The sequence below is a fragment of the Paenibacillus sp. GL_099_B genome, from assembly GCF_057835695.1.
The window spans coordinates 6132881-6154589 of sequence record NZ_CM174430.1; the positions used below are offsets into that span (position 1 = coordinate 6132881).

Annotated in this window: 22 protein-coding genes; 10 read left to right on the forward strand and 12 right to left on the reverse strand. The window is 46.7% G+C overall.

The annotated features are described in order from the left end of the window. Nucleotides 1-7 precede the first annotated feature (7 nt). Nucleotides 8-967: an ABC transporter permease gene (locus tag AC3ITG_RS27870; protein WP_371129284.1), complete on the forward strand. Its 960-nt coding sequence runs from the start codon at nucleotides 8-10 to the stop codon at nucleotides 965-967. A gap of 12 nt (nucleotides 968-979) precedes the next feature. Further along, nucleotides 980-1858: an ABC transporter permease subunit gene (locus AC3ITG_RS27875; RefSeq protein ID WP_163761596.1), complete on the forward strand. Its 879-nt coding sequence runs from the start codon at nucleotides 980-982 to the stop codon at nucleotides 1856-1858. Between the two features lie 55 nt (nucleotides 1859-1913). Here the strand turns inward: AC3ITG_RS27875 and AC3ITG_RS27880 are convergent, their stop codons facing one another. Together AC3ITG_RS27880 and AC3ITG_RS27885 are read right to left on the reverse strand one after the other, a co-directional pair. Then, a complete protein-coding gene (locus tag AC3ITG_RS27880) occupies nucleotides 1914-2096 on the reverse strand; it encodes an aspartyl-phosphate phosphatase Spo0E family protein (protein WP_489251954.1) in 183 nt (60 codons plus the stop codon). A gap of 280 nt (nucleotides 2097-2376) precedes the next feature. After that, complete coding sequence (locus AC3ITG_RS27885; RefSeq protein WP_489251955.1) at nucleotides 2377-3084, reverse strand: MarR family transcriptional regulator; 708 nt, start codon at nucleotides 3082-3084, stop codon at nucleotides 2377-2379. Between the two features lie 178 nt (nucleotides 3085-3262). Here AC3ITG_RS27885 and AC3ITG_RS27890 point away from each other — a divergent pair, with 178 nt between their 5' ends. Continuing rightward, nucleotides 3263-4825, forward strand: coding sequence for an FAD-dependent monooxygenase (locus AC3ITG_RS27890; RefSeq protein WP_489251956.1), 1563 nt, complete (start codon nucleotides 3263-3265; stop codon nucleotides 4823-4825). 172 nt (nucleotides 4826-4997) lie between these two features. Here the strand turns inward: AC3ITG_RS27890 and AC3ITG_RS27895 are convergent, their stop codons facing one another. The 5 genes from AC3ITG_RS27895 to AC3ITG_RS27915 all read right to left on the reverse strand — a co-directional run bounded on the left by AC3ITG_RS27895 (nucleotide 4998) and on the right by AC3ITG_RS27915 (nucleotide 8713). Beyond that, nucleotides 4998-6014, reverse strand: a complete 1017-nt coding sequence (locus AC3ITG_RS27895; protein ID WP_489251957.1) for a hypothetical protein — start codon at nucleotides 6012-6014, stop codon at nucleotides 4998-5000. A 16-nt stretch (nucleotides 6015-6030) separates the two neighbouring features. Continuing rightward, the gene (locus AC3ITG_RS27900; protein ID WP_413373730.1) at nucleotides 6031-7029 is read right to left on the reverse strand and encodes a cysteine peptidase family C39 domain-containing protein; all 999 of its coding nucleotides are present in this window, start codon (nucleotides 7027-7029) and stop codon (nucleotides 6031-6033) included. A 25-nt stretch (nucleotides 7030-7054) separates the two neighbouring features. Then, complete coding sequence (locus AC3ITG_RS27905) at nucleotides 7055-7975, reverse strand: helix-turn-helix transcriptional regulator (protein ID WP_489251958.1); 921 nt, start codon at nucleotides 7973-7975, stop codon at nucleotides 7055-7057. Nucleotides 7976-8059: 84 nt separating this feature from the next. Further along, nucleotides 8060-8248, reverse strand: coding sequence for a hypothetical protein (locus tag AC3ITG_RS27910; protein WP_413373734.1), 189 nt, complete (start codon nucleotides 8246-8248; stop codon nucleotides 8060-8062). Between the two features lie 141 nt (nucleotides 8249-8389). Continuing rightward, complete coding sequence (locus AC3ITG_RS27915) at nucleotides 8390-8713, reverse strand: ArsR/SmtB family transcription factor (RefSeq protein ID WP_063567079.1); 324 nt, start codon at nucleotides 8711-8713, stop codon at nucleotides 8390-8392. Between the two features lie 211 nt (nucleotides 8714-8924). On the opposite strand from AC3ITG_RS27915, the gene AC3ITG_RS27920 reads away from it, so the two are divergent. Next, nucleotides 8925-10301, forward strand: a complete 1377-nt coding sequence (locus tag AC3ITG_RS27920) for an MFS transporter (protein ID WP_489251959.1) — start codon at nucleotides 8925-8927, stop codon at nucleotides 10299-10301. Nucleotides 10302-10504: 203 nt separating this feature from the next. After that, nucleotides 10505-11719 carry a sugar efflux transporter gene (locus tag AC3ITG_RS27925; protein WP_489251960.1) on the forward strand — a complete coding sequence of 405 codons (1215 nt, stop codon included), beginning with the start codon at nucleotides 10505-10507 and terminating at the stop codon, nucleotides 11717-11719. Nucleotides 11720-11844: 125 nt separating this feature from the next. Here AC3ITG_RS27925 and AC3ITG_RS27930 read toward each other — a convergent pair whose 3' ends face one another. From AC3ITG_RS27930 to AC3ITG_RS27940, 3 genes are all read right to left on the reverse strand, one after another. Continuing rightward, nucleotides 11845-12294, reverse strand: coding sequence for a nuclear transport factor 2 family protein (locus tag AC3ITG_RS27930; protein WP_413373735.1), 450 nt, complete (start codon nucleotides 12292-12294; stop codon nucleotides 11845-11847). Nucleotides 12295-12675: 381 nt separating this feature from the next. Further along, nucleotides 12676-13083 carry an Rrf2 family transcriptional regulator gene (locus tag AC3ITG_RS27935; protein ID WP_063567075.1) on the reverse strand — a complete coding sequence of 136 codons (408 nt, stop codon included), beginning with the start codon at nucleotides 13081-13083 and terminating at the stop codon, nucleotides 12676-12678. 109 nt (nucleotides 13084-13192) lie between these two features. Next, nucleotides 13193-14029, reverse strand: a complete 837-nt coding sequence (locus AC3ITG_RS27940) for an AraC family transcriptional regulator (RefSeq protein ID WP_072735596.1) — start codon at nucleotides 14027-14029, stop codon at nucleotides 13193-13195. 118 nt (nucleotides 14030-14147) lie between these two features. Here AC3ITG_RS27940 and AC3ITG_RS27945 point away from each other — a divergent pair, with 118 nt between their 5' ends. After that, nucleotides 14148-15152, forward strand: a complete 1005-nt coding sequence (locus AC3ITG_RS27945) for a Gfo/Idh/MocA family protein (RefSeq protein WP_489251961.1) — start codon at nucleotides 14148-14150, stop codon at nucleotides 15150-15152. Between the two features lie 21 nt (nucleotides 15153-15173). Then, on the forward strand, nucleotides 15174-16121 hold the full coding sequence (locus tag AC3ITG_RS27950) for an aldo/keto reductase (protein WP_489251962.1): 948 nt from the start codon (nucleotides 15174-15176) through the stop codon (nucleotides 16119-16121). Between the two features lie 331 nt (nucleotides 16122-16452). Here AC3ITG_RS27950 and AC3ITG_RS27955 read toward each other — a convergent pair whose 3' ends face one another. Continuing rightward, complete coding sequence (locus tag AC3ITG_RS27955) at nucleotides 16453-17472, reverse strand: Gfo/Idh/MocA family protein (protein ID WP_413030587.1); 1020 nt, start codon at nucleotides 17470-17472, stop codon at nucleotides 16453-16455. 27 nt (nucleotides 17473-17499) lie between these two features. After that, a complete protein-coding gene (locus AC3ITG_RS27960; RefSeq protein ID WP_489251963.1) occupies nucleotides 17500-18276 on the reverse strand; it encodes a sugar phosphate isomerase/epimerase family protein in 777 nt (258 codons plus the stop codon). A gap of 144 nt (nucleotides 18277-18420) precedes the next feature. Here AC3ITG_RS27960 and AC3ITG_RS27965 point away from each other — a divergent pair, with 144 nt between their 5' ends. The 3 genes from AC3ITG_RS27965 to AC3ITG_RS27975 all read left to right on the forward strand — a co-directional run bounded on the left by AC3ITG_RS27965 (nucleotide 18421) and on the right by AC3ITG_RS27975 (nucleotide 21604). Beyond that, entirely contained in the window at nucleotides 18421-19239 is an 819-nt protein-coding gene (locus AC3ITG_RS27965) for a helix-turn-helix domain-containing protein (protein WP_489251964.1), read from the forward strand. 196 nt (nucleotides 19240-19435) lie between these two features. Further along, the gene (locus tag AC3ITG_RS27970) at nucleotides 19436-20140 is read left to right on the forward strand and encodes a response regulator transcription factor (protein ID WP_489251965.1); all 705 of its coding nucleotides are present in this window, start codon (nucleotides 19436-19438) and stop codon (nucleotides 20138-20140) included. Nucleotides 20141-20161: 21 nt separating this feature from the next. After that, a complete protein-coding gene (locus AC3ITG_RS27975; RefSeq protein WP_489251966.1) occupies nucleotides 20162-21604 on the forward strand; it encodes a sensor histidine kinase in 1443 nt (480 codons plus the stop codon). The last annotated feature ends 105 nt before the right edge of the window (nucleotides 21605-21709 follow it).

Consider the following 21709-nt stretch of genomic DNA (forward strand, 5'->3'; position numbering starts at 1 on the left):
GATGGCTATGGAACAACCACTAACGACCAATACGCCGGTGCGGCAGGCAACACACAATCCACGCAAACGTACCCGCTGGAATTTCAAACGCAATTGGCCGCTGCATCTGATGCTGCTGCCTTCGGTACTGCTCACATTGCTGTTCGCCTATGTGCCTATGGGCGGCATTATTATTGCGTTTCAGGATTTCAAACCATGGCTGGGATTCACCGGCTCCAAATGGGTAGGATGGGATAACTTCCGATTCATGTTCGAATATCCGGACAGTGTTCAGGTCATCTGGAACACGGTGCTGATTGCTGCCATGAAAATTGTGGCTGGACTCGTGGCCCCGGTTGTGTTTGCCATTTTGCTGAATGAAGTACGGAACTCCACGTTCAAAAGGTTCTCACAGACGCTGGTATACCTGCCCCATTTCTTGTCTTGGGTTGTACTGGGCGGCATCCTGCTGGACATGCTTTCCCCCGAAGGCGGACTGATTAACCAGGTTCTGGCGGCCGTTGGCGTTGAACCAATCTTCTTTCTGGGAGATGGCGACTGGTTCCGTGTAACCGTGGTCATTAGTGATGTATGGAAGGAATTCGGATTTGGTACCATTGTCTTTCTTGCAGCCCTTGCGGGCATTAACCCTGCTCTGTACGAAGCTTCCGAAGTTGACGGGGCAACACGACTTAAACAGACCCTACACATTACGCTGCCTGCACTCGTGCCGATGATTATTGTGGTGGGGACACTATCACTGGGGAATATTCTTAATGCCGGATTTGACCAAATTTTCAACCTGTACAATCCACTTGTATATGATAAAGGCGATATTATTGACACGTTTGTTTACCGGATGGGTATTTTGAATGGCAAAATGAGCTTTGCGACTGCGGTTGGTTTGTTTAAATCCTTTGTTGCTATGTTCCTCGTTATTACTGCCTACCGGATGGCTTACAAAATCGCCAATTACCGCATTTTCTAAGGAGGAATTAAGGTGTATCACAAAACGACCGGATACCGTATATTTAACGGCTTCAACCTGTTCTTCATCGCGGCCGTCTCGCTGCTGTGTGTGCTGCCGCTTATCCACATTCTGGCGGTTTCCTTCAGCGGTAAAGCGGCAGCTTCCGCCAATCTGGTAACGCTCTGGCCGATTGATTTTACAGTAGATGCCTATACCAAAACGTTTGGTAATAGTAACTTTCTCAGCGCGCTCTGGATCTCAGTGCAACGTACCGTGTTCGGTACGCTGCTCAGTATGGTGCTGGTCACCCTGACGGCATATCCTTTATCCAAGGAAAGTCTGAATTTCAAGGGACGTTCACTGTATGCTTGGTTTTTCATCTTCACGATGCTGTTCAGCGGCGGACTGATCCCGTCCTATATCCTGATTCAGAAGCTGGGACTGATCAACACCCTGTGGGCTCTGATTTTGCCGGGCGCTGTGGCGGTCTGGAACCTGATTCTCATGATGAACTTCTTCCGCAACGTACCCAAAGAGCTCGAAGAAGCAGCTTTCATCGATGGCGCCAACCATATCACCACATTGTTCCGTATCTATCTGCCTGTGTCCATGCCGGCCATTGCAACGATCTCTCTATTCACGATGGTGGGGCAATGGAATTCCTGGTTCGACGGGTTGATCTATATGAATGACGCAGCCAAATATCCGCTCGCTACATTGATGCAAACGATTATTGTACAGCAGGATTTCTCCAATATGAATGTCGATGCGACGCAGCTTCAAAACATGTCGCAGCGTACGGTTAACGCAGCCCAGATCTTTATTGGGGCACTGCCAATCCTGCTCGTATATCCATTCTTGCAGCGTTTCTTTGTAAAAGGAATTGTGCTTGGGGCTGTAAAAGAATAGGGTTCGTATACTGAATGCATTCGCATCATATTATCCCGAGGTTTATAACGCGCTGTTATTCACTTCGGGATGACTTTCCGCGAATGGCGTTGTTATATTGATTAATTAGTTCATCCAGAACCATCGATTGACGAATGACCTCCGGATGCCACAGTTCTTTATGAGAATTTGCAATCTGGTAGAGCCTCTGTCGTGCCTTTTCGATACATTCCTGAATGGTTTCCGGATTATGCACCATACTCCCGCCCCCTGTTGTCCTTCAATATCCTCCATCCAAAAAAGACCATCTATTATAATATTCGGAACAAAGGGAGCTGCACATTACCCCAAAATCGAATTTATGGTTATTTTTTCTTGTATAGGTTGAAATAAGGATAAGCTACGGACTCAGATGTGGCGAAATACGAAAAAATACCGGATAGGCTTATCAGCCTTATCCGGTATTTTGTTATACCTTAATTTATTGTTCGCAGAACCCTAAACAACATTACCTTATGAAATATGCTGAAGTTAGTTAGTCACTCATAGTCTGCAAAAAAAACATCATTCAAAATGGTCTTTGCTTTCTTCAAATTACGGGAATCCAACTTGTTGAGCATAGACATGATTTCGTTCATTTCCTCGATCAATGACGAAGAACTATTGGCCTTAAATGCTACTGAATCCTTGCTTGTAGGCGCCTCTCTTCGGACGGGTTCACTGGCCCCCTCCTCTGTTTCCGAATGAATCCATGATGTATGCAACGTCTTTTGGAGGGTGTTGACGAGAAACTGTAACTCATCCACGTTATACCGTTGCAAGAAATGATGAACCCCAAGATCAATCTGATGATGCAGGCCCTGATGCAAACGATAAATCTCTTTTCCAAGCGATGTAGTACGGAACAGAACTTCTTTTTTGTTATCCGGAAGTGACTCGGTTACGATGATGTTTTGAGACAAGAGTCTTCTCGTGATTTTGGAGACCGTCCCTTTGGAGAAGCCGAATTGCTTTGAAATGGTTATGCCGTTTACTGGCTCGAGTGTACCAATGGCATCCAGCACATGCAGCATCGTAACCGTCATTTCTTTGATTAGCTCTTCAACAGCCGGATTAGGACTATTTTGGATCAGCCACTGTTTTTCTTCGTCATCTTCTGATTGGAATCTGATCTGTATATCTTTCACTGCTTCCAATACTTCTTGAATTAAGTGATCTCTATTTTGATTTTCCGATGGGTTGATCATTCAATTTTCCTCCAACGATTGTTAGCTTCATACCAGTATATCAGGGTATGTCCGACAATTAAAGTTTCCTGGAAACAATATTGACAATAGAGAGGGATTAACCTATTATTGTTTCATTAGAAATTAAAAAGTTTCTAGAGAAACAATAAACAAAGCATGATATCTAATCCATTGCGATATGGGTGATCAGGAGGAGATTCAACTGACCCAACATTACGATATTGACGTACTCATCGCTGGAGCTGGCCCGACTGGCTCCGCTCTTGCAGTCGACCTGCTACGACGCGGCCTTCGTGTCCGACTCGTTGACAAAGCCCCTCACGCCTTTCAAGGCTCCCGTGCCAAGGGAGTTCAACCAAGAACCCAGGAGGTATTGGAGGACTTCGGCGTGCTGGAAGAGGCTCAGTCAGAGGGAAGTTCTTACCCGCTTGCCGGTTTTCATATTGGACCGTTAACTGTGCCTTGGCGCATGCAGCAGCAAAATAAACCAACAGCCAACGATCCGTATCCAAACATTCTCCTGTTGGCGCAACACCGAACGGATACCATCTTACACCGCCTGCTCAAACGTCTCGGCTTAATCATTGAATTTAACAACGGGTTGGAGCAATTCGAACAGGATGCCGATGGAGTGACGGTGACTCTCTCTTCCGGGGAGAAGGTTCGCAGCAGATATCTCGTCGGAGCAGATGGAGGTTCGAGCATCGTTCGCAAAGGGGCAGGTATTCGGTTTATCGGAGAGACTACCGACTCTGACCGTACGCTCATCATTGACGGGTCGATTGACAAACTGTCTCGCAATAGGTGGCATATGTGGCCACGCACACGTGGCACGTTTGTCGGAGCCTGCCCGCTGCCTCACTCCGATCAGTTCCAAGTCATGATCAGGTTGGCACCGGATGAAAAGCCTAACCTAGACGAAGCCGCACTGGCCGCTCAATTCCACAAACTTACAGGTTTGCGTCTCTACAACATTACCTGGAGTTCGGTGTTTCGTCCCAACGTTCGACTGGCTGAGCACTATCGCTCGGGTCGTGTCTTCATTGCAGGCGATGCTGCTCATGTCCATACCCCGGCCGGTGCACAGGGTCTCAACACGGGTATACAGGACGCCTATAACCTCGGCTGGAAAATAGGGCAGGTCACTGCTGGTGCACCTGATAGTCTGCTTGACAGCTACGAGGCTGAGCGTCAACCGATTGCCGCTCGTGTCCTCAGCAAATCCAGCGAGCTTTACGCAAGTCTAGACAAGAATCGCCTGGCTAGCCTCAAGCGCGGAGACGAAGAGCGACAGCTTAGACTTTCGTACCATGGTGGGCCGCTCGCATCTAGCGAAGAATCGGCCACGAAGACCCTTCATGTAGGTGACCGGGCGCCAGATGCTCCCTGCAACGGACCCGGTGGGGAACGGCGTCTGTTCGACATCTATCAGGGGCCTCACTTTACTTTGCTTGCCTTTGGCCCTAATGCTGCCAAGATACTTCCCAAGTTGAACTGGCCGACCAGCGGTGCCGAATTACACTGCTACGTCGTTGGTACCGCACACGAATCTGATCAGAACGTCCTCCATGACTGCAGCGGCAAACTGACCCATATCTATGGCATCACCAGCGACACGCTGGTCATAATACGGCCAGATGGTTATATCGGGAGCATCATCACGACCGATTGGCAGGCAACCTTCGACAACGTAGCCAGAATGTTGGCCCCCCGCGCTCCATCGGAGCCAATTTCGAATTGAAGCTCATGCGAGAAAATGAATGCTGATGCAGCTAATGTATGAGGGTCGTCATTACGGCCATATATGTGGCTAAACAAAACGCAAATAAGACCGGAAATGACCACACGCAGGGGCCATTTCCGGTCTTATTAGTCTGTACTCTTTCCATTTTGAACTATGTGCACTGTTCCATTCATCTTAATCCGATATCCTCAAAACGATTGCCAATCGTCTCTGGGAATGCTTGTTTAATCGCATCAATGGCACGTTGTTCCGTTTCCCCTGCTTGCTCAATCAGATGGATCATCCTTAGCACATGCCCTGGTTCCCTCGCATCCCAAGCTGTTGAATCCTCAACCTTCTCCATCATCTGAGCATATAGGTCTGCGAGTAACGCATACTCCTGCACAACATGAGTCATCTGATTAGACAAATGCTCAAGCTCTGCAACATAGGAGGCCATATCCTTTCTTGAATTAGCATAATAGCGCAAAACTATGGCAGCTTGATCGGTTTCATATGTCCCAGATTGCAGGGCAGAAGCAATGGCTGCATAAGCAGCGGGTCCACAGGCGTAATCCTGAGGAGGTAGCATATAATCATGGGTTTCCCATTTGTATACGGCCTGAATTAATGATTCCTTACATACTTCCCATATGTCTACGGTTGTATGGGATTCAAGCACCTGATAGTACCAGTATGGTGTACTGTTCCGACCAAAAGAATCATAGGGCAGATGAACGACCTCAGTTCCTTCAGTTTCACAGATAAATAGCACCTGCTCCCCATCATCATATCCAGTGCAAATGACAAACTGATCATGCCACAGAATGGCCCCTACACCTCGGTCAATGGAAGCTTTAATATCCAACAGGGCCCACTTCTGATAGAGCGGAAAGGTTGGCACGAACGAAAATCCCCCTGACTGACTCGCTGTCACACCAATGAAATCAGCAGCTACAAAGTTCTCGGCCATCCAGTTGTACGCTGAGATCGATTCTGTCGTTAGACGCCGGTCCACTACTAATCGAAACACACTTGCGGTCATACCCGCAATCATGTGACGTGGCAAATCCGTCCACTGTTTATGCACCAGAATCCGATACATCGCATCTATATAGGAGCACGTTCCGTTCCATGATATGTGTTCACGTGCAGAATTCCTGCTCTGTGGAAAATGAATTAAATCCAGCAATATTTTGCTCTCCATCCTCTACTCCTCCCTTCTACCTTGCCGAGTGCGCTCCCCACCGTGGCACAGTGGACCGTTTGCGATCAGGGTACTTTAGGGATATCAAACGAAAATAATCAACAGCCTGCTCTTCCAGTGCTCTCGCTTCCAATAATGCCTGTGCCAGTTTCTCTGTGGCATCTGCCTGTATAATCCATCTGTTATGTTCCTGAATCATGCATCCCTTCATCTGTATAATCAATGCTCCAAGCTGTTCATAGCATGCATAGGCTTGGTCCAGTTCGGTCCATATCCCCCGCGCATCCTGCAAATACATCTGAATTTCAGTTCGGGACTGGCAATAGGATTCCAAAATATACGCAGCACCTGATTCATCATAATCTCCACTCCGAAGGGCATGCACCCACACATCATACGCCAGTCTGCCCGAAGCGATATTCCGATCAGGCAGTAGACGATAAGGGATATCCCAATCCTCAATCGCCAATCTCAATGATTCCAACAGCATCTCTTGTTCGGGGATATGCACCTGGTCACCAAAGACCTGACAATACCAAAACCCGGTGAAGTTTAATCCGAAATTGTCATACAGCAAGATCTGTGGTTCCTTGCTCCAGCCATCTTGCACATAAAAGATGCGATCACCGTCATCATACCCTTGAATGACACCAAATTCCGGAATCCAGTAGATCACCCCGATGCCTCCATCCAAACTGCGTTTTACCCCACTCACCGCATCCCGCTGGTAATACCCGAATGTGGGATGACGTGTCCGTCCCCCATCCCAGATCGTGAATATCCCCAAGTTATCGATTCCAGGGCGATGGGATTCTCCCCATTGACCATAGGCTGTAACCGACATGGGCAGTAGTCTGCGATGCACCGATAGTTTGAATGCCATACCCGTATATCCAGCTATCCCATACTTGGAACCCTGAAACAGACCCGCATGGGTCAATACAGCGTGTAGGCTATCCACATACGATTTGGACTCCCGCTTCATGATCAGGTTTTCTAACACAACTTCAGTCAAAAAAAATCTCCTCTCCATGGTTGTTCTAATTCACGTTTGCCTTGCGCTGTACGGCGAGCCTGTCGATTATTCCTTCAGCACTTTGCTGAAGCTTTCGTCTAAGCCACGTTGGAGACAACAGTTCTTCCCACTCACTAATGAACAAATGCTGTAGGAAAGCATCCGTATCATAAAATTCAATCCAATGAACCTGATCTTGCTTCTCCCGAATCCGATATCCTTGCCACAGCTCTGTTTGCTGCACTTCTTTCAGTCTTATCTCAGCGACAAACGGTTTACGGACAGGTAGCGCCTCTTCCCATGCACCCAGCAACCCGTCTGTCTGACACTGAAACGTCTCGTTCGTAATCTGCACACGAATCATGCCCTCCAGCCGGATGGCCGTTTGCTGTAAAGGGTCCGTTTCGTAACCAACCACATAATCGGCGTTGAACTGGGACAGCATCTTCAATGGACACCAGGTAAATTGCCGTTCTCCGGCATGGTCTCTGTAATGGATATGTACTTTGCGGGATTCGGCAATCGCATGAGACAAAATCTCAAAGAACTGAAGCTGCTGCGGATCTGCTTTAAACACAGGAAGCTGACTGCTTCCCGTCTGCTGTTCCTCGAGCGTAAAACGCTCCAGCAAATGTGCCACACGCTTCACCGCATCCGACTGATCATAATTGTAATGCCGATAACGATGTGCCAGATACTTAAGCACCCGCTGTTCTTCTTCCGTCATATATAAATGGGGCAGCCGGTAAGTCTGATCCTCGTAACAATACCCTCGATATTTTGCTATATACACCAGGGGGGCACGTAGAGAAATAGCCATATATTCAATATCGCGTTGGGCCTGGCGCCGGGATATTTCAAATTCACGTGCAAGCCAGCTGCTGTTCGGAAAACGTCCACTCCGAATCTGCTCGTCAAACCAGTGAATACGATGCATATTGCTCATTTCCCCGCCCCCTGGCTCATTCCGTATTTAGTAATTGTATTATACCAAAAGACATGGCCCGTTCCGAAGAACAGGCCTGTTATGTTATACAGTTACCTTGTCCACTCTGGACTGCACAGCTTTGGAGCATTTCTTGCATACTTTCAGACTCGTACCATCTGTTTTCGATTGCGAATACAACAATTTAATCCGGGTGCTGCTGCACACCGGGCATGTTCCTCTTCCTCGGGATGGTAGATTCCACAGGACGCGTCCTCTTTTTGTTTTTGCCAACGTTTGTGAACCTCTTTTCGATATGGTTTGTGTGTTCACCGTTATTATAGAGGGCATGGTACGACATAGAATGTCGCAGCAGTATGGAATATACCAAACATAAAAAAATGTCCCCTCTTCAACTTGAAGAAAGGACATTTTTTAGGAATCATGTATTTCAGACTGAGCTGCCGCTTGTAACAAAGGCTGCAACAGACCAGGAAAACGCACTTCCAGATCCTCGGATCTTAGCGTCAGGAAATGCTGTGTACCTTGTACTCTTACCCGAATGACTCCGGCTTCCCGCAGGGTCCGAACATGGTGTGACATCGTAGATTTTACAACAGGTACACGAAAATGACTGCATGGCTGCTCACCATTTCTGGCTGCTTCGGTTACGATCCCAAGACGGATCGGATCACTTAATGCGTACAATACGGAAGAAAGTTCGATATCCTGCACTTGAGGATGGTGCAAAATTTTCATCGTTGTAGTCTCCTTTTTTTTCAGACTATCCATTGTATTTTAGCATAGTTCCATGATATATTTCTAATGTTCGATACCAATCGAACTTACAAACATATTTCGTTTATGTATCCCTGCTGTCAGGCATGGGATTCACTCTATACCACATTTTGCAAATGTTACACACCGTTTCTGAAATGTTGCGAAATACACATCAATCTAGGAGGTTTTTATGAACAACACCGCAACTGCATCATCTGGGGAACGGACAGCAGGAATACAGGAAGGGTTAATCGTAAGTCTACTTGGCTTCACGGTTGTGCTTGTCGTTATGAATACGATGATGTTCAATCTGGCCCTACCCAAAATTGCAGCTGAATTTATGCTCTCATCTGTCTCTTCTTCCTGGATTGTCACCGGTTATTCCATCGTTTTTGCTATTTCCTCGATCACGTTCTCACGTCTATCGGATTTTATTCCGATTCGCACGCTGTTTACGACCGGTCTTACACTGCTTGGTGCGGCATCCGTTCTTGGTTTCTTCAGTAACCATTTTATCCTTCTGCTCATTGCACGTCTGATTCAGGCTGCGGGTGCAGCTTCTGTACCAGGGCTAGCTATCGTTCTTATTACTCGTTACATTCCAAGTGACCGCCGGGGTAAATCCATGGCTGTTGTTATGTCTGCCAGCTCACTGGGTCTTGGACTTGGACCTGTGATCGGCGGCAGTATTACACAGTTTCTCGGATGGCATGATCTGTTTATCGTTACCGGACTAACCTTGTTTCTGATCCCTGTATTTTTCAAACTGCTTCCAAGTGAGATGCCGCAAAAGGGTTCATTCGACTTGCTCGGCGCGTTGTTACTGGCGATCGGAACAACCGGCGTCCTACTATTCCTGACTTCGCGTGAATGGGTAACCCTTGTCGTAGGTGCGGCTGCACTCATTCTGTTCTGGTTAAGAATTCGCCGTGCAGCCGATCCTTTCGTTCAACCGGCCTTATTCAAAAACAAAAAATATATGATGCTCAGCTCACTGGGGATTGTCTCGTATATTAACAACTTCTCGACGCTGTTCCTGCTACCGCAAATTCTGGCACATCTGTATGGCCTGACTCCGGCCCAGTCCGGGCTTGTCATCTTCCCGGGTGCAATCGTGTCCATGCTGTTATCCAATCGGATTGGCCGCATGATTGACCGGCACGGCAATACACAACTGCTCAAGTTCGCACCATGGTTGCTGCTCGCTGCTGCCGGATTGTTTGCTCTATTTGCAGACGACAGCATCTATGCCATTATGGCCGTATACATTCTGCTTAGCGTAGGTTTCTCTGCACTGACAACGAGTGTATCCAATGAATTGTCAGGCAATCTGACGATGGATCAGGTTGGTGCTGGCATGGGACTGTTCCAGCTTAGCCAGTTCTTCAGCGGAGCATTTAGTGTTGCCGTAACTGGTGTGGCATTGACAGCCATGCAGCAATTACCATTAGCCTCGGCGTACACCAATATTTTCTGGGGTATGACTGTGGTTGCTCTGGCATCCATTATTTTCTCCCAGGTGTATCTGAGAATGCAATCACGGAAGAAAACCGTTGCTTCAAACTAAGCAGGTTATAAAGGATCTTACTTATAATAGATTCTTCATATAAGAAAGCCAGGGATTAGACCGATAGGGTCTGATCTCTGGCTTTTTTTTGTTATTAGATTATAAGAAATCAATAGGTATTACTTTATCTCTGAATTTCTTATATTATAACCAGATGTATAGATATTTTGAAAATGATAAAACCAAGGGGATGTCTTTCACACATGAAGCTTCAACAGTTTAATTCACTATTTCGTATCCCTACATACCGGCTGTTTCTCATTTGTATGTTGTTGCAAGGTATGGCTATTTCAATCAGCGCTCCCTTTCTGGCGGTCTACTTTACAACCCGTCTCGAAGTATCCATCGCTACATTTGGATTATTCACTGCCGTAACTCTTATGGCGGGTGTGTTGTTCAGTTCCTGGATCGCCAGACGATCGGATCAACCCGGGGCTCGTAAAAAAATTCTGGTGACCGCCATGATTTGCAATGCTCTGGCTTTTGCCGGATATCTGTGGATTCACGACTTCACTTTATTATTTATCTATATGACGGTGCTGACTGCGCTCGGATCTCCCGCCATGCCACAATTGTTCGCAGCTGCAAGAGAAGCGGTCAATACCGCAACGGACGTCGATCATGCTGTGGCCAATTCAACCCTGCGCTCCGCCTTTTCACTGGGGTTTATCACGGGGCCCTTACTCGGAACTTTACTGATTGCGTATATTGGATACACCGGTATTTTCAGTTCAACATGTCTTATTTTTTTGTTCAATGCGCTATTATTTTTCTTTCTCTTAAAAAAGGCTCCCGAGCCTCCTACCCTCCGTGCATCTACAGGTGGCATACACATGAAATTGCATCAGGATGCAAGAATCTATATGCCTTTTCTCATTACTACACTCCTGTATATGGCACATTGGATGAATAATCTGAATGCATCACTGTTCATTATTCACCATCTGGGCGGGGGAACCCGGGAAGTTGGCTGGATCTCCAGTCTATGCGCAGGGCTCGAGATTCCCATTATGCTAGGCTTGGGTCTGCTCGCCTCTAAGTATCCCAACCGCTCACTCATGTTATGGGGCTCCCTGATGGGTGCCGCTTATTATGTAATAGTTTTGTTCTCCACGGAACTGTGGCACTTACTGGCCGGACAACTATTGCTCGCATTCTTTGTCGCCGTCATCTCTGCTATCGGGATCAGTTACATGCAGGATCTGCTTCCTTCCATGCCCGGCTATGCGTCAACACTCTATTCCAATGCCTCCACGTTGGGAAGATTATTTGGTAGTCTGGTAGGGGGATGGACAGCTGGAGCGTTGGGGTATCGAAATTCCTATTGGGTATGTCTGCTGCTCGTTCTGCTTTCGTTAGGTATGCTTATTGTCACACAACAATTTTCAAAAGAAAAACGTCAGACACTTTCACTCTAGCAAATCCGCATGCAAGCCTGAGTGAACGTAAAAGCTTGAACAAAACAAAGCCCCAAGGACGCAGCTATAGCGCTCCTGGGGCTTTGGTTATTATCGTTTTAATATTCTTTATATGAATACAAACATTATTCAAACAGATCCAGACGAAGACGCTTCAGGCTGGTATGCTGGATGAGCCATTGACCATCAATTTTGACAAACGTCTCATGGTAATGTCCAAATCCGTGAAAGGATTTATTGTCATTACCTTCAGGGAACGTAACCCAATCTTCCATTGGAGAGATTACTTTGGCTTCATTCTCGGCTACAAATTCAACTTCCGCGCTATGTACATGATGCACAGTTACGGCAACATGCACCAAATCTCGGAATACTTGAACAATGGTGTCGCGACCTGTTAATACCGGGATTGGATTGCCTTCTGTACTGAAATCAGCTACGGCATCCAGAGCGAACACTTCACCTAATGTATCCCACTGCTTCGTATCAATATAACGGCAATAGCGAGCTTTGGTATTCCGAATGTTTTCCAGTGCAAGCAGTTGTTCCAGTCCTGTGATAGTTGATTGGCTCATGTGTTGTCCCTCCAGAAATCTAAGATGTAAGCAAATATGTATTAATAAATTTTTTCCTTATTGTACCATTCCGCTCATATTAGGTACAATGGCATATTATACGTTTGTATACTATCATTCGCCCCATCTTGAACACTCCCGATGTTGAGGGTATACATTGCATTGTTCAATGGGGTCCGGGTTACGCATCTGCTCAATCGTCAGACCACGAGCATCATTTCCTCTCCTCTTGTCTTCCAGAGTCATCTGAAACTTATAACTTCGACCCACATCCGAGTACAGCAAAAAATCCTTCCAATTCCCTTAAGCGGGAGAGGAAGGATTTTAAATTCGCCCTTCATCGGGCGCTGCGTTTAGGATCATCTGCACCTCCGATTCAGGTTATACGGAATGTGCAGCTTTCATTTGGGCAGCCAGCTCAGACATTTTTTTATTGTTCAAATAGCTCTCCATCTCTTCTTCCGCACGGACCATCACCTGCTGAATCAGGCAGCCTTCGTTATGATCCTGCGAGCATTCGAACAGGGAAGCCTGTCCTTCAATGGCATGGATAATCTCCAGAAATGAAGGGTCCGGATTCTTCCGGCTAAGCCGATAACCACCATTGGCACCAGAAGTCGATTCGATCATACCGGCTTTGACCAGCTTGGTCAATATTTTAGACAAATAGGTTGGAGATACTTTTTGCATCTCAGCTAATTGATGTACACTGACCAGTTGTTCCGGTTCGGTCGCAACCAGGAAAAGCATGGTGTGCAGGGCATAGTTTGTAGCTTTCGAATATTTCATGAGGGCACCTCATTATATACGGATTTAATTTATCTATAATAGACTTGATTGAACGCTCTGTCAAACGTCGAAGATTTCCACAGAATCAAACAAACGGACATCATTACATTTAACTGTGGTAAAGCCCGCGATAATCCGTTGGAGTCATGCCCTCATGGGCTAAGAATTGGCGGTTAAAATAACTGGCATTGGGATACCCCGCCTCCTCTGCGATCTGTCCAATGTTGGCCGTTGGCCGTTCCAGCAGCCACTGCTTCGCCATCTGCAACCGCGAACGGGTTATAAATTCCATCGGTGTCATCTCCACGGCACTCTTAAACATTTTGCAAAAGTAATACGAACTCACACCCGCCATATCCGCCCAATCCTGCAACAAAAACGGTTGGCATGCCTCCTGCTGCATCTGTGGAAGCAGTCCAAGGATACGACTCTCAGCCTTGCTTGTGCGTGTGCTTTTCAGTGGAACAGCATGCTGCACGAACTCGGCCAGCACAGCGTAGGTCAGGGTAGATAGTTGGGCAGGACGCAGCATCCGGTTCTGCTCAGCTTCGTTCAGTAGTGCCATATGTGCTTCTTCCCATGGAGCCTGCTGCCGCAGCGTCCACAACAGATTACGATGCAACCCCCGCTCAATCATATAATCATGCAGCCGTTCACCGTAAAAATGAACCCATCGCACATCCCATGGATCATCTTCGCTGCTGTAGTAATGCTGCCGCTGCAGCGGGAAATACAGTACAGCCTGACCCGCACGAAGCTCATGCACTACTCCCTCCACTTCCACGTACCCCTTGCCCGCAGCAACGTAGTGAATATTGAAGTTGTTAAGTGCGCCAGCCTCACGTAATACGGTGTGCTCAGGGTGGTCGACATAAAGTCCAACAGATTCTGGATAACAAAAATATGGAATATCCTGCAAGGTTAGCAGTACAGTCTGTCTCATCATGGCCCATTCTCTTTTCTAAACAATATTGTGTTAACTCATTTCAATATATTATCATTTTCATTCATCCATCTATTACTTATAATCACAATATACATTCATTCATAGGAGGAAACAACAAATGAATTCAGATCGAAAACTGCGCTGGGGAATTCTTGGTAGCGCTAGCATTGCCGTAGGATCCGTTATTCCAGGTTTGCAGCAATCCGAGTTGAATGAAGTGACTGCCATTGCTAGTCGAGATGAAGAAAAAGCAAAACAAACTGCTGACAAACTCGGCATTTCTCAAGCTTATGGCAGCTATGAAGCTTTGCTTGCTGACGATTCCATTGATGCGGTTTACATTCCGCTTCCGAACCATCTGCACCGGGAGTGGACACTCCGTGCCGCAGAAGCTGGTAAACATATTTTGTGTGAAAAGCCATTGGCACTGACGGAGCAGGAAGCTCAGGAAATGGTGCAAGCCTGCGAAGACGCTGGTGTGCATCTCGCTGAAGCTCTCATGTACCGACACCATCCACGTTATGATCAGATTAAGGATATTATCGCCAGCGGAGAAATTGGTGAAATCCGCGGCATTCATAGTACATTTTCGTTCAACAGTTCAGGCTCAACAGGTAATGTTCGCTTTCGGCGTGATTGGGGTGGCGGTGCGCTGTATGATATCGGCTGTTATTCCATCAGTGCAGCACGCCTGTTACTTGGCCAAGAGCCTTCGGCGGCAACCGTCATTGGCATGTTCTCCCCTGAACATGATCATGTGGATATGATGGCTTCCGGCTTGCTTGAGTTCGACAATCATATTGGCGTCACCTTTGACAGCAGCATGTGGGCAGCCTTCCGCAACACACTGGAGGTACTTGGATCGGATGGCATCATTGAGGTTCCTTCTGCCTTTATCAGTAATCGGGACCGCAGCTCCAACTTCTTCGTAACTGTTGACGGTGAGCGTAAGGAGATTGAAGTCCCACAGGTGAATCACTACTCCCTCCAGGGGGACGATATGGCACGGGCTGTGCTTCAAGGTAAAGCTCTGCGCTTCGATCCATCCGATGCTATAGCCAATATGAAAGTACTCGAAGCTTGCCTTCGTTCAGCGGAAGAACGTACACGTATTACACTATAAGAAGAGAGGATGAACTGAATTATGGAATACATTGAAATTGCTGGTGCAGGTAAACCTATCTCCCGATTGATTAAAGGAACCGATTATTTTTACCATGATTCCTATGAGAAAGCAGCTACGAACATGGATGCATTCTTGGCGATTGGCGGTAATACCGTTGACTCCGCGCATATTTATTGTGGCGGGCAGAGTGAAGAAGTGCTCGGACGTTATATGCAGGAACGGGGTAACCGTAACGAGATCGTTATTTTGACCAAAGGTGCGCATCATGACCAGAACGGCCCACGCGTTAATGCTGATGCTATCCGCAGCGATCTTCTTACCAGTCTGGAGCGGCTTCAAACGGAACATGTAGAGCTATATGCCCTGCATCGGGATGATCCAAACATACCTGTTGGCGTGATTCTCGAAGCGTTGAATGAACATATTGAATCCGGCAAAATCGGCGCGATCGGCGCCTCCAACTGGACCTGGCAGCGGCTGGAGGAAGCTAACGCATATGCAGCTGCTAACGGTCTGAAAGGATTCACATTCAGCAGTCCGAATCTCAGTCTTGCCAAAGCGAACGAACCGTTCTGGGCAGGCTGTGTATCGGCAGACGAAGAGACGCTGGCATGGCATGAGCGCACCAAACTTCCTTTGCTGTCCTGGTCTTCCCAGGCTCGTGGCTTCTTTACCGGACGATTCACACCTGAAGTGCGGGATAATGAAGATCTGGTTCGTGTATTTTACAGTGACGGCAACTGGGAACGTTTGCACCGGGCGGAACAGCTGGCCGAGTCGAAAAATACCACGCCAATTCAGATTGCACTTGCTTATGTATTGAACCAACCGTTTCCAACCTGTGCGCTGATTGGTGCTCAAAATCGGGAAGAACTTTTGTCTTGTGACGAAGGTTCTCGCATCACACTAACTCGTGAAGAACTGGATTGGCTGGATTTGGGCAGTAATGTGAAACCAAGCGTGTAAAACTGGCATACACTTTTAATTCAATCTTGATGGTAAAGGGACTGACTCTTCCGCGATATAGCGGAGTAGTCAGTCCTTTTTGGAATGCCAGCTAACCATTCAACCATTGTAGCCATGCCGCAGGCAGGATCAATAATCGCTTTTCGCTAGGACCAGCATATCGCCAAACTTCGGGTCCAGACTTGTCCTCTATTGCGGATTCTACCAATCTGGATGCCATGAAAAAGTAATAAAAAGAGACTACCCACCAGAAATATTTCTCTGGAGGTAAGCCCCTTTTTAATATGAGATAGTCACACTAATTAAAGTAATGACGATGATATCGTTACGATTACAGCTTCACGATCTGACCAGTCTTCTCGGATTCAAATGCTGCCAGAATCACTTGCAGGGAACGCAGACCTTCTTCACCGGAAATGCTTGGAGGTGTTTGCGTTACAATCGACTCCACAAAAGCGTCAATAACGCCGCTTGGTACTTGTTTCTCGTTGGTAGACATTGCGCCAACTTTGTATGTTTCAACCGTACCGTTAGTCAGCTCAACGATAACCTCGTCTCCTTCTACCGTTCCGATCTTCATCACACCATTTTCACACCACAGAACCGTACTGTTATCTCCTGCTCTGTATTGTGTCCAGCTCGCTACCAGCGTACCGATTGCACCGCTCTTCATGCGAAGCAGGCAAGTTGCGTTATCGTCCACTTTGGTATTTTCCTTGTGCAGTGTGCTGATGAAACCAGCAACTTCGGATACTTCATCATCCAGCAAATAACGGATAAAGTCCGATTTGTGCACGCCCAGGTCACCCATGGCTCCCATAATCGCTTCTTCTTTGCGGAAGAACCAGCTTTCTGCACCGTCTACGCTCCAGCCTTCCGGACCTGGATGACCAAAGGAAGTACGGAAATTCAGGACTTTACCGAGTTTGCCGGAGTCCAGAATTTCTTTGGCTTTTACGTGTGGAGGCATCAAACGTTGGTTGTGTCCAACCATCAGATACACACCGTTTTTCTTGGCAGCTTCAATCATTTGCTCGCCTTCTTCGGTTGTAACCGCCATCGGTTTTTCCACCAGTACATGTTTACCGGCATTCGCAGCAGCAATGGCCATCGAGGCATGCAGGTAGTTCGGTGTACAAACGCTGACTGCATCCACTTCTTCGCTTGCAAGCAATTCTTCGTAGCTAGAGTAAGCTTTACCGCCGTAAGTTTCGGCCATCTTCTCCGCACGCTCCACGATCGGATCGGCAAAAGCGACAAGTTCTACGTTCTCATTGGCAGCGTACTCTGGAATATGTCTGCGCTCGGCAATGGCTCCACAGCCGAATACAGCAACTTTAATTTTACTCATGTACAAATGTCCCCTTTGACAAATAAATTAGAATTGGTTCAAGTAATTCTGCTTCAGCCAGTTATGGCTGTTGGCTACGCTTTCAAGTGGTGGATTCTGGCAAACGTCCTGTTCCACGATCAGCCATTCTACACCTGCACTTGTAGCCGCTTCAATAACAGCTGGCAGATTAACTGAACCTTGTCCCAGTTCCAGTGTCTTCATCTGGCCCTGTTCGTCTTTACTGAAGTCTTTCAAGTGAAGCAACGGCAGACGGCCTGCGTATTTGTTGATATACTCAATCGGATTTTGTCCGGCAAATTGTACCCAACATACGTCCATTTCCACTTGAACCGCTTCAGGTGTCGTTTGAACAAACATCGCATCAAAGGCATTTTCGTCGCCAACCTGACCGTGGAATTCGAAATCATGGTTATGATAACCGAAGATCAGACCTTGTTTGGTCGCTTCTGCACCATATTGTTGCAATTCGTTGAACAGTTTGGTCCAGCCTTCTGCATTCTCTGGGCGATCTTCAGGCATCAGGTAAGGGCAGATCATATATTGAGCCCCAATAGTTTTGAGGTAGTCGATTTGTTGTTGCAGATCTTCACGCATGGCATGCAATGAAACGTGGCTGCTGAAACCTTTCAGTCCAAGCTCATCCAATAGCGCTTTCATTTCTTCGGCAGGAATGTCACCATGTCCGGCGAATTCGACACCTTCATAACCAAGCTCTGCTACCTTGCGCAAAGTTCCACGGAAATCTGCTGCAGTTTCATCACGGAGTGTAAACAATTGCAAACCAATATTAAGTTTTTTCATAATAGATGCACCTCTGCTCTCAAATTTGCTTTCATTGCTCTATCTGGTTTCATCCTAACGCAAAACAGGCTAGAATGAACATATACAATATCGTCAGAACATGAACTATCTGATCAAATTTTTAAATTTGGAGGATTACATCTTTTGGAAACCTCAGTACTGATCTGTGACTATTCCTATCACTATAAGGCGTTTAACCATAATATGAAGGGCGAGTTGCAGACTTATCTGTTCCGTCTGCAAACCGAAGGCTCTTGCAAGGTATATGTGCAAGATGAAGAATTTAAGATGACTGGCGGCGATTTACTACTGCTTAAACCCGGAGACGACTATCACCTCGTGGTAGAAGAACTTCATAAGGAGGGCAGGTTATCCAGCGGAGACTATTATTTGTTCTGTGAAGGGGATTGGATTGATAGCTGGTGGAAGCGTCACCATCGATCCACGGTGAGCCACATCGGGCTGGATGATAAATTGGTCAGTCTCTGGCGCAGTATGCTCCTGGAGAAACGCCGTGGACCGCTGGAGGAAAATATAGAACTGAGTGATGCACTGCTGCGCGGTTTGTGTCTGTATATCGATCGGGCCATCAAGGAGAATATCCAGACGGATCGTTCTGTTTCCTCGACACTGAAGCTGAAACGATTCATTGAAGAGCATGCTACCGTCACCTTCAAACTCGAAGAAGCCGCCCGCTACGCAGGACTAAGCCTGTCTCGTGCGGTGCGATTGTTCAAGGAGCACTATGGCCAAACGATGATCCAGTATGCGATTGAGATTCGGCTGAACGCTGCCTTAGAGCGTATGAAGTACAGCGATATGACCCTAGAGCATATTGCCGAAACATGCGGCTTTGCAAGCTATTCCTATTTTCACCGGGTATTCCGATCCCATTTTGGAATGTCCCCAGCTGAATATCTCAAATCCCAGGCCCATCAATCCATCGATCTGGAGCATCTATAAGTGTAGTTGTAGCTTGATTATCTCTTTACTTCAGGGAAGAAAGCAGCTGATTTCCAATCGGCTCTTTCTTCAAAAGAACCTCTTCTACTTCCCATGACATCATGAAAACAAACCAGTATAGTTGAAATATAGTACTTACGGATTCATACATAGGTCAATCTTATACTCTACCACTCTACTATTTGGAGAGATTTCAATGGAAACCAAACGTAAAATCTTAATTATTGAAGACGAACAAGATATTTCGCGCATTTTGCGAGACTATTTGACCAAAAATCAGTATGAAGCCGCAGTGGCCAGCAATGGACAAGACGGGTTGAAAATGATGGACATGTTGCAGCCGGATTATATTATTCTGGACATCATGCTTCCGGATATGGACGGGATCGATGTATGCCGGGAAATTCGCCGGAGAAATAACATTCCCATTCTCATATTGAGTGCACGGGGCAGTGATACAGACAAGGTGCTCGGTCTGGGATTCGGGGCGGATGACTATATGACCAAACCCTTCTCGCTGAGCGAATTACTCGCACGAATTAATGCCCACTTTAGACGATATGACAGTATAGCTTTAGCGAGCGAGCGGGACAGAACACATATGCTACGTCTGGCTAACCTGGAAATTGACAAGAAAGCCTATAAAGTCACCCTAGACGGTAACGAGGTTTCTCTCTCCGCCAAGGAATTCGAGCTGCTGCATTATCTGGCGAGCAACAAAAATCAGGTCTTCTCCAAGTCTCAATTGCTCGATGCGATCTGGGGATATGCTGCATACGGAGATGAAAATACGGTAACCGTGTATATTCGCAGGCTGAGAGAAAAATTTGAGGCAGATCCCTCCCACCCGACTGTTCTAAAGACTGTCTGGGGCGTTGGATACAAATTCAATCATGAATAGGTAAAGATCGGAGGAGGCAACATGTCACTGAACACCTGGTCCGCACGATGGCTCAAAACATCATTCATCCTCCTGTTTATTCTGATCGGATCCAGTCTGGTTCTATTTCTTAATTTGCTTGAAAACCGAAATTTGACTGATTCTAAACTGTCCATCCAGCAAGTTCGTCTCCGGGTTAACCCCGTCCTGCTCAACCTGGAGCAGAACAATCATCTACTGCAGGAACCAAGAGTTCGAGATAACCTTCTTTCCATCGTAAAGGAAAACGGGGTTGAGCTTTCCTATGTTGGATTGGATGGGACTATATTGCTGTCCTCTTCTCCCAACTCCGAAGGAAAACAAGTCAATCTGCGATCAGCCCTGCATTATGATCTGAATCATGCCGTACAGGCCACGAACGGAAACGTTTCGCTTAACATCGCTTTCCCTGTTATGGCTGGTCCCGAAGGAAGCCAGATTGGCAATGCCATCTTCACGATCCCTAAGGCAATGGTTATGGTCAAAGAAACTGTGATATTCCCTTTCTTTATTTTGGGCGCGCTCTTGGTCACTTCCATGATTCTTGGCATTTATCTGGTGTTGATGAAGAGAAAATTCAAGACACAGCTGCTCTCCCCCATTCATCAGTTGAAGCAACATGCCGAATCCATTCTCAAAGGACAATATAGTGAACCGATTCAGTATAACCGGATGGATGAGATGAGCGAACTATACGCCATGTTTGATCTAATGCGTACAGAAATTATGCATTTAAGCGAACTTCGTATCCGGCAGGAAACTGCGCAAAAAGAACTCATTACAAATATTTCTCATGATATCAAAACACCGATTACAACAGTAAAAGTGTACATAGAAGCCATTCTGGAAGGAATGTGCTCCGATAAAGAAACTCTGATGGAGTATATGAAAGTCATGCAGACCAATACGGACAAAACAGCCCGTCTTGTCGAGGACCTGCTTGTTCATGCATTGCAGGAGCTGGGGCAGATTTCTGTGGAGCCGTATGAAGTATATAGCAGCCCCACCTTTGAGCGTATGTTAAAACCGATTGGACATGTTGTTCTAACCAGTGGAATGATCTATGAAGCACCCAAAAACATTCCAAATGTATTAATCCAAATGGACCCTGTTCGAATTGAACAAGTCATATCCAATCTCGTCTCAAACGCTCTTAAGCATACTGCTCCGGGAGACGCCATTCGTATAAACGTAGAGCTGGAAGGTGACCAACTCAACTTTACAATCGCTGATTCAGGTCAGGGAATACGTGCACAGGACATGCCTTTTGTTTTTGAACGTTATTTTAAAGGCCAGACTTCCTGGTCAAACAGAAACGCTCACGAAGGGACAGGCCTAGGTTTGTCTATCTGCAAAAGCATTATTGAGGCGCACGGAGGACATATCTCCTTTTCAAGCAAAGAAGGACAGGGTACAATCTTTCAGTTTAATCTCCCGATCTGCTGAGCGAATAAGAGACCCCGTCTGGCCATATGGTGCCTGTAATACTTTATTCATAATTTGATAAGGCTTCATCAATATCCCTCCTTTAGAATGAACCCTATATTACAA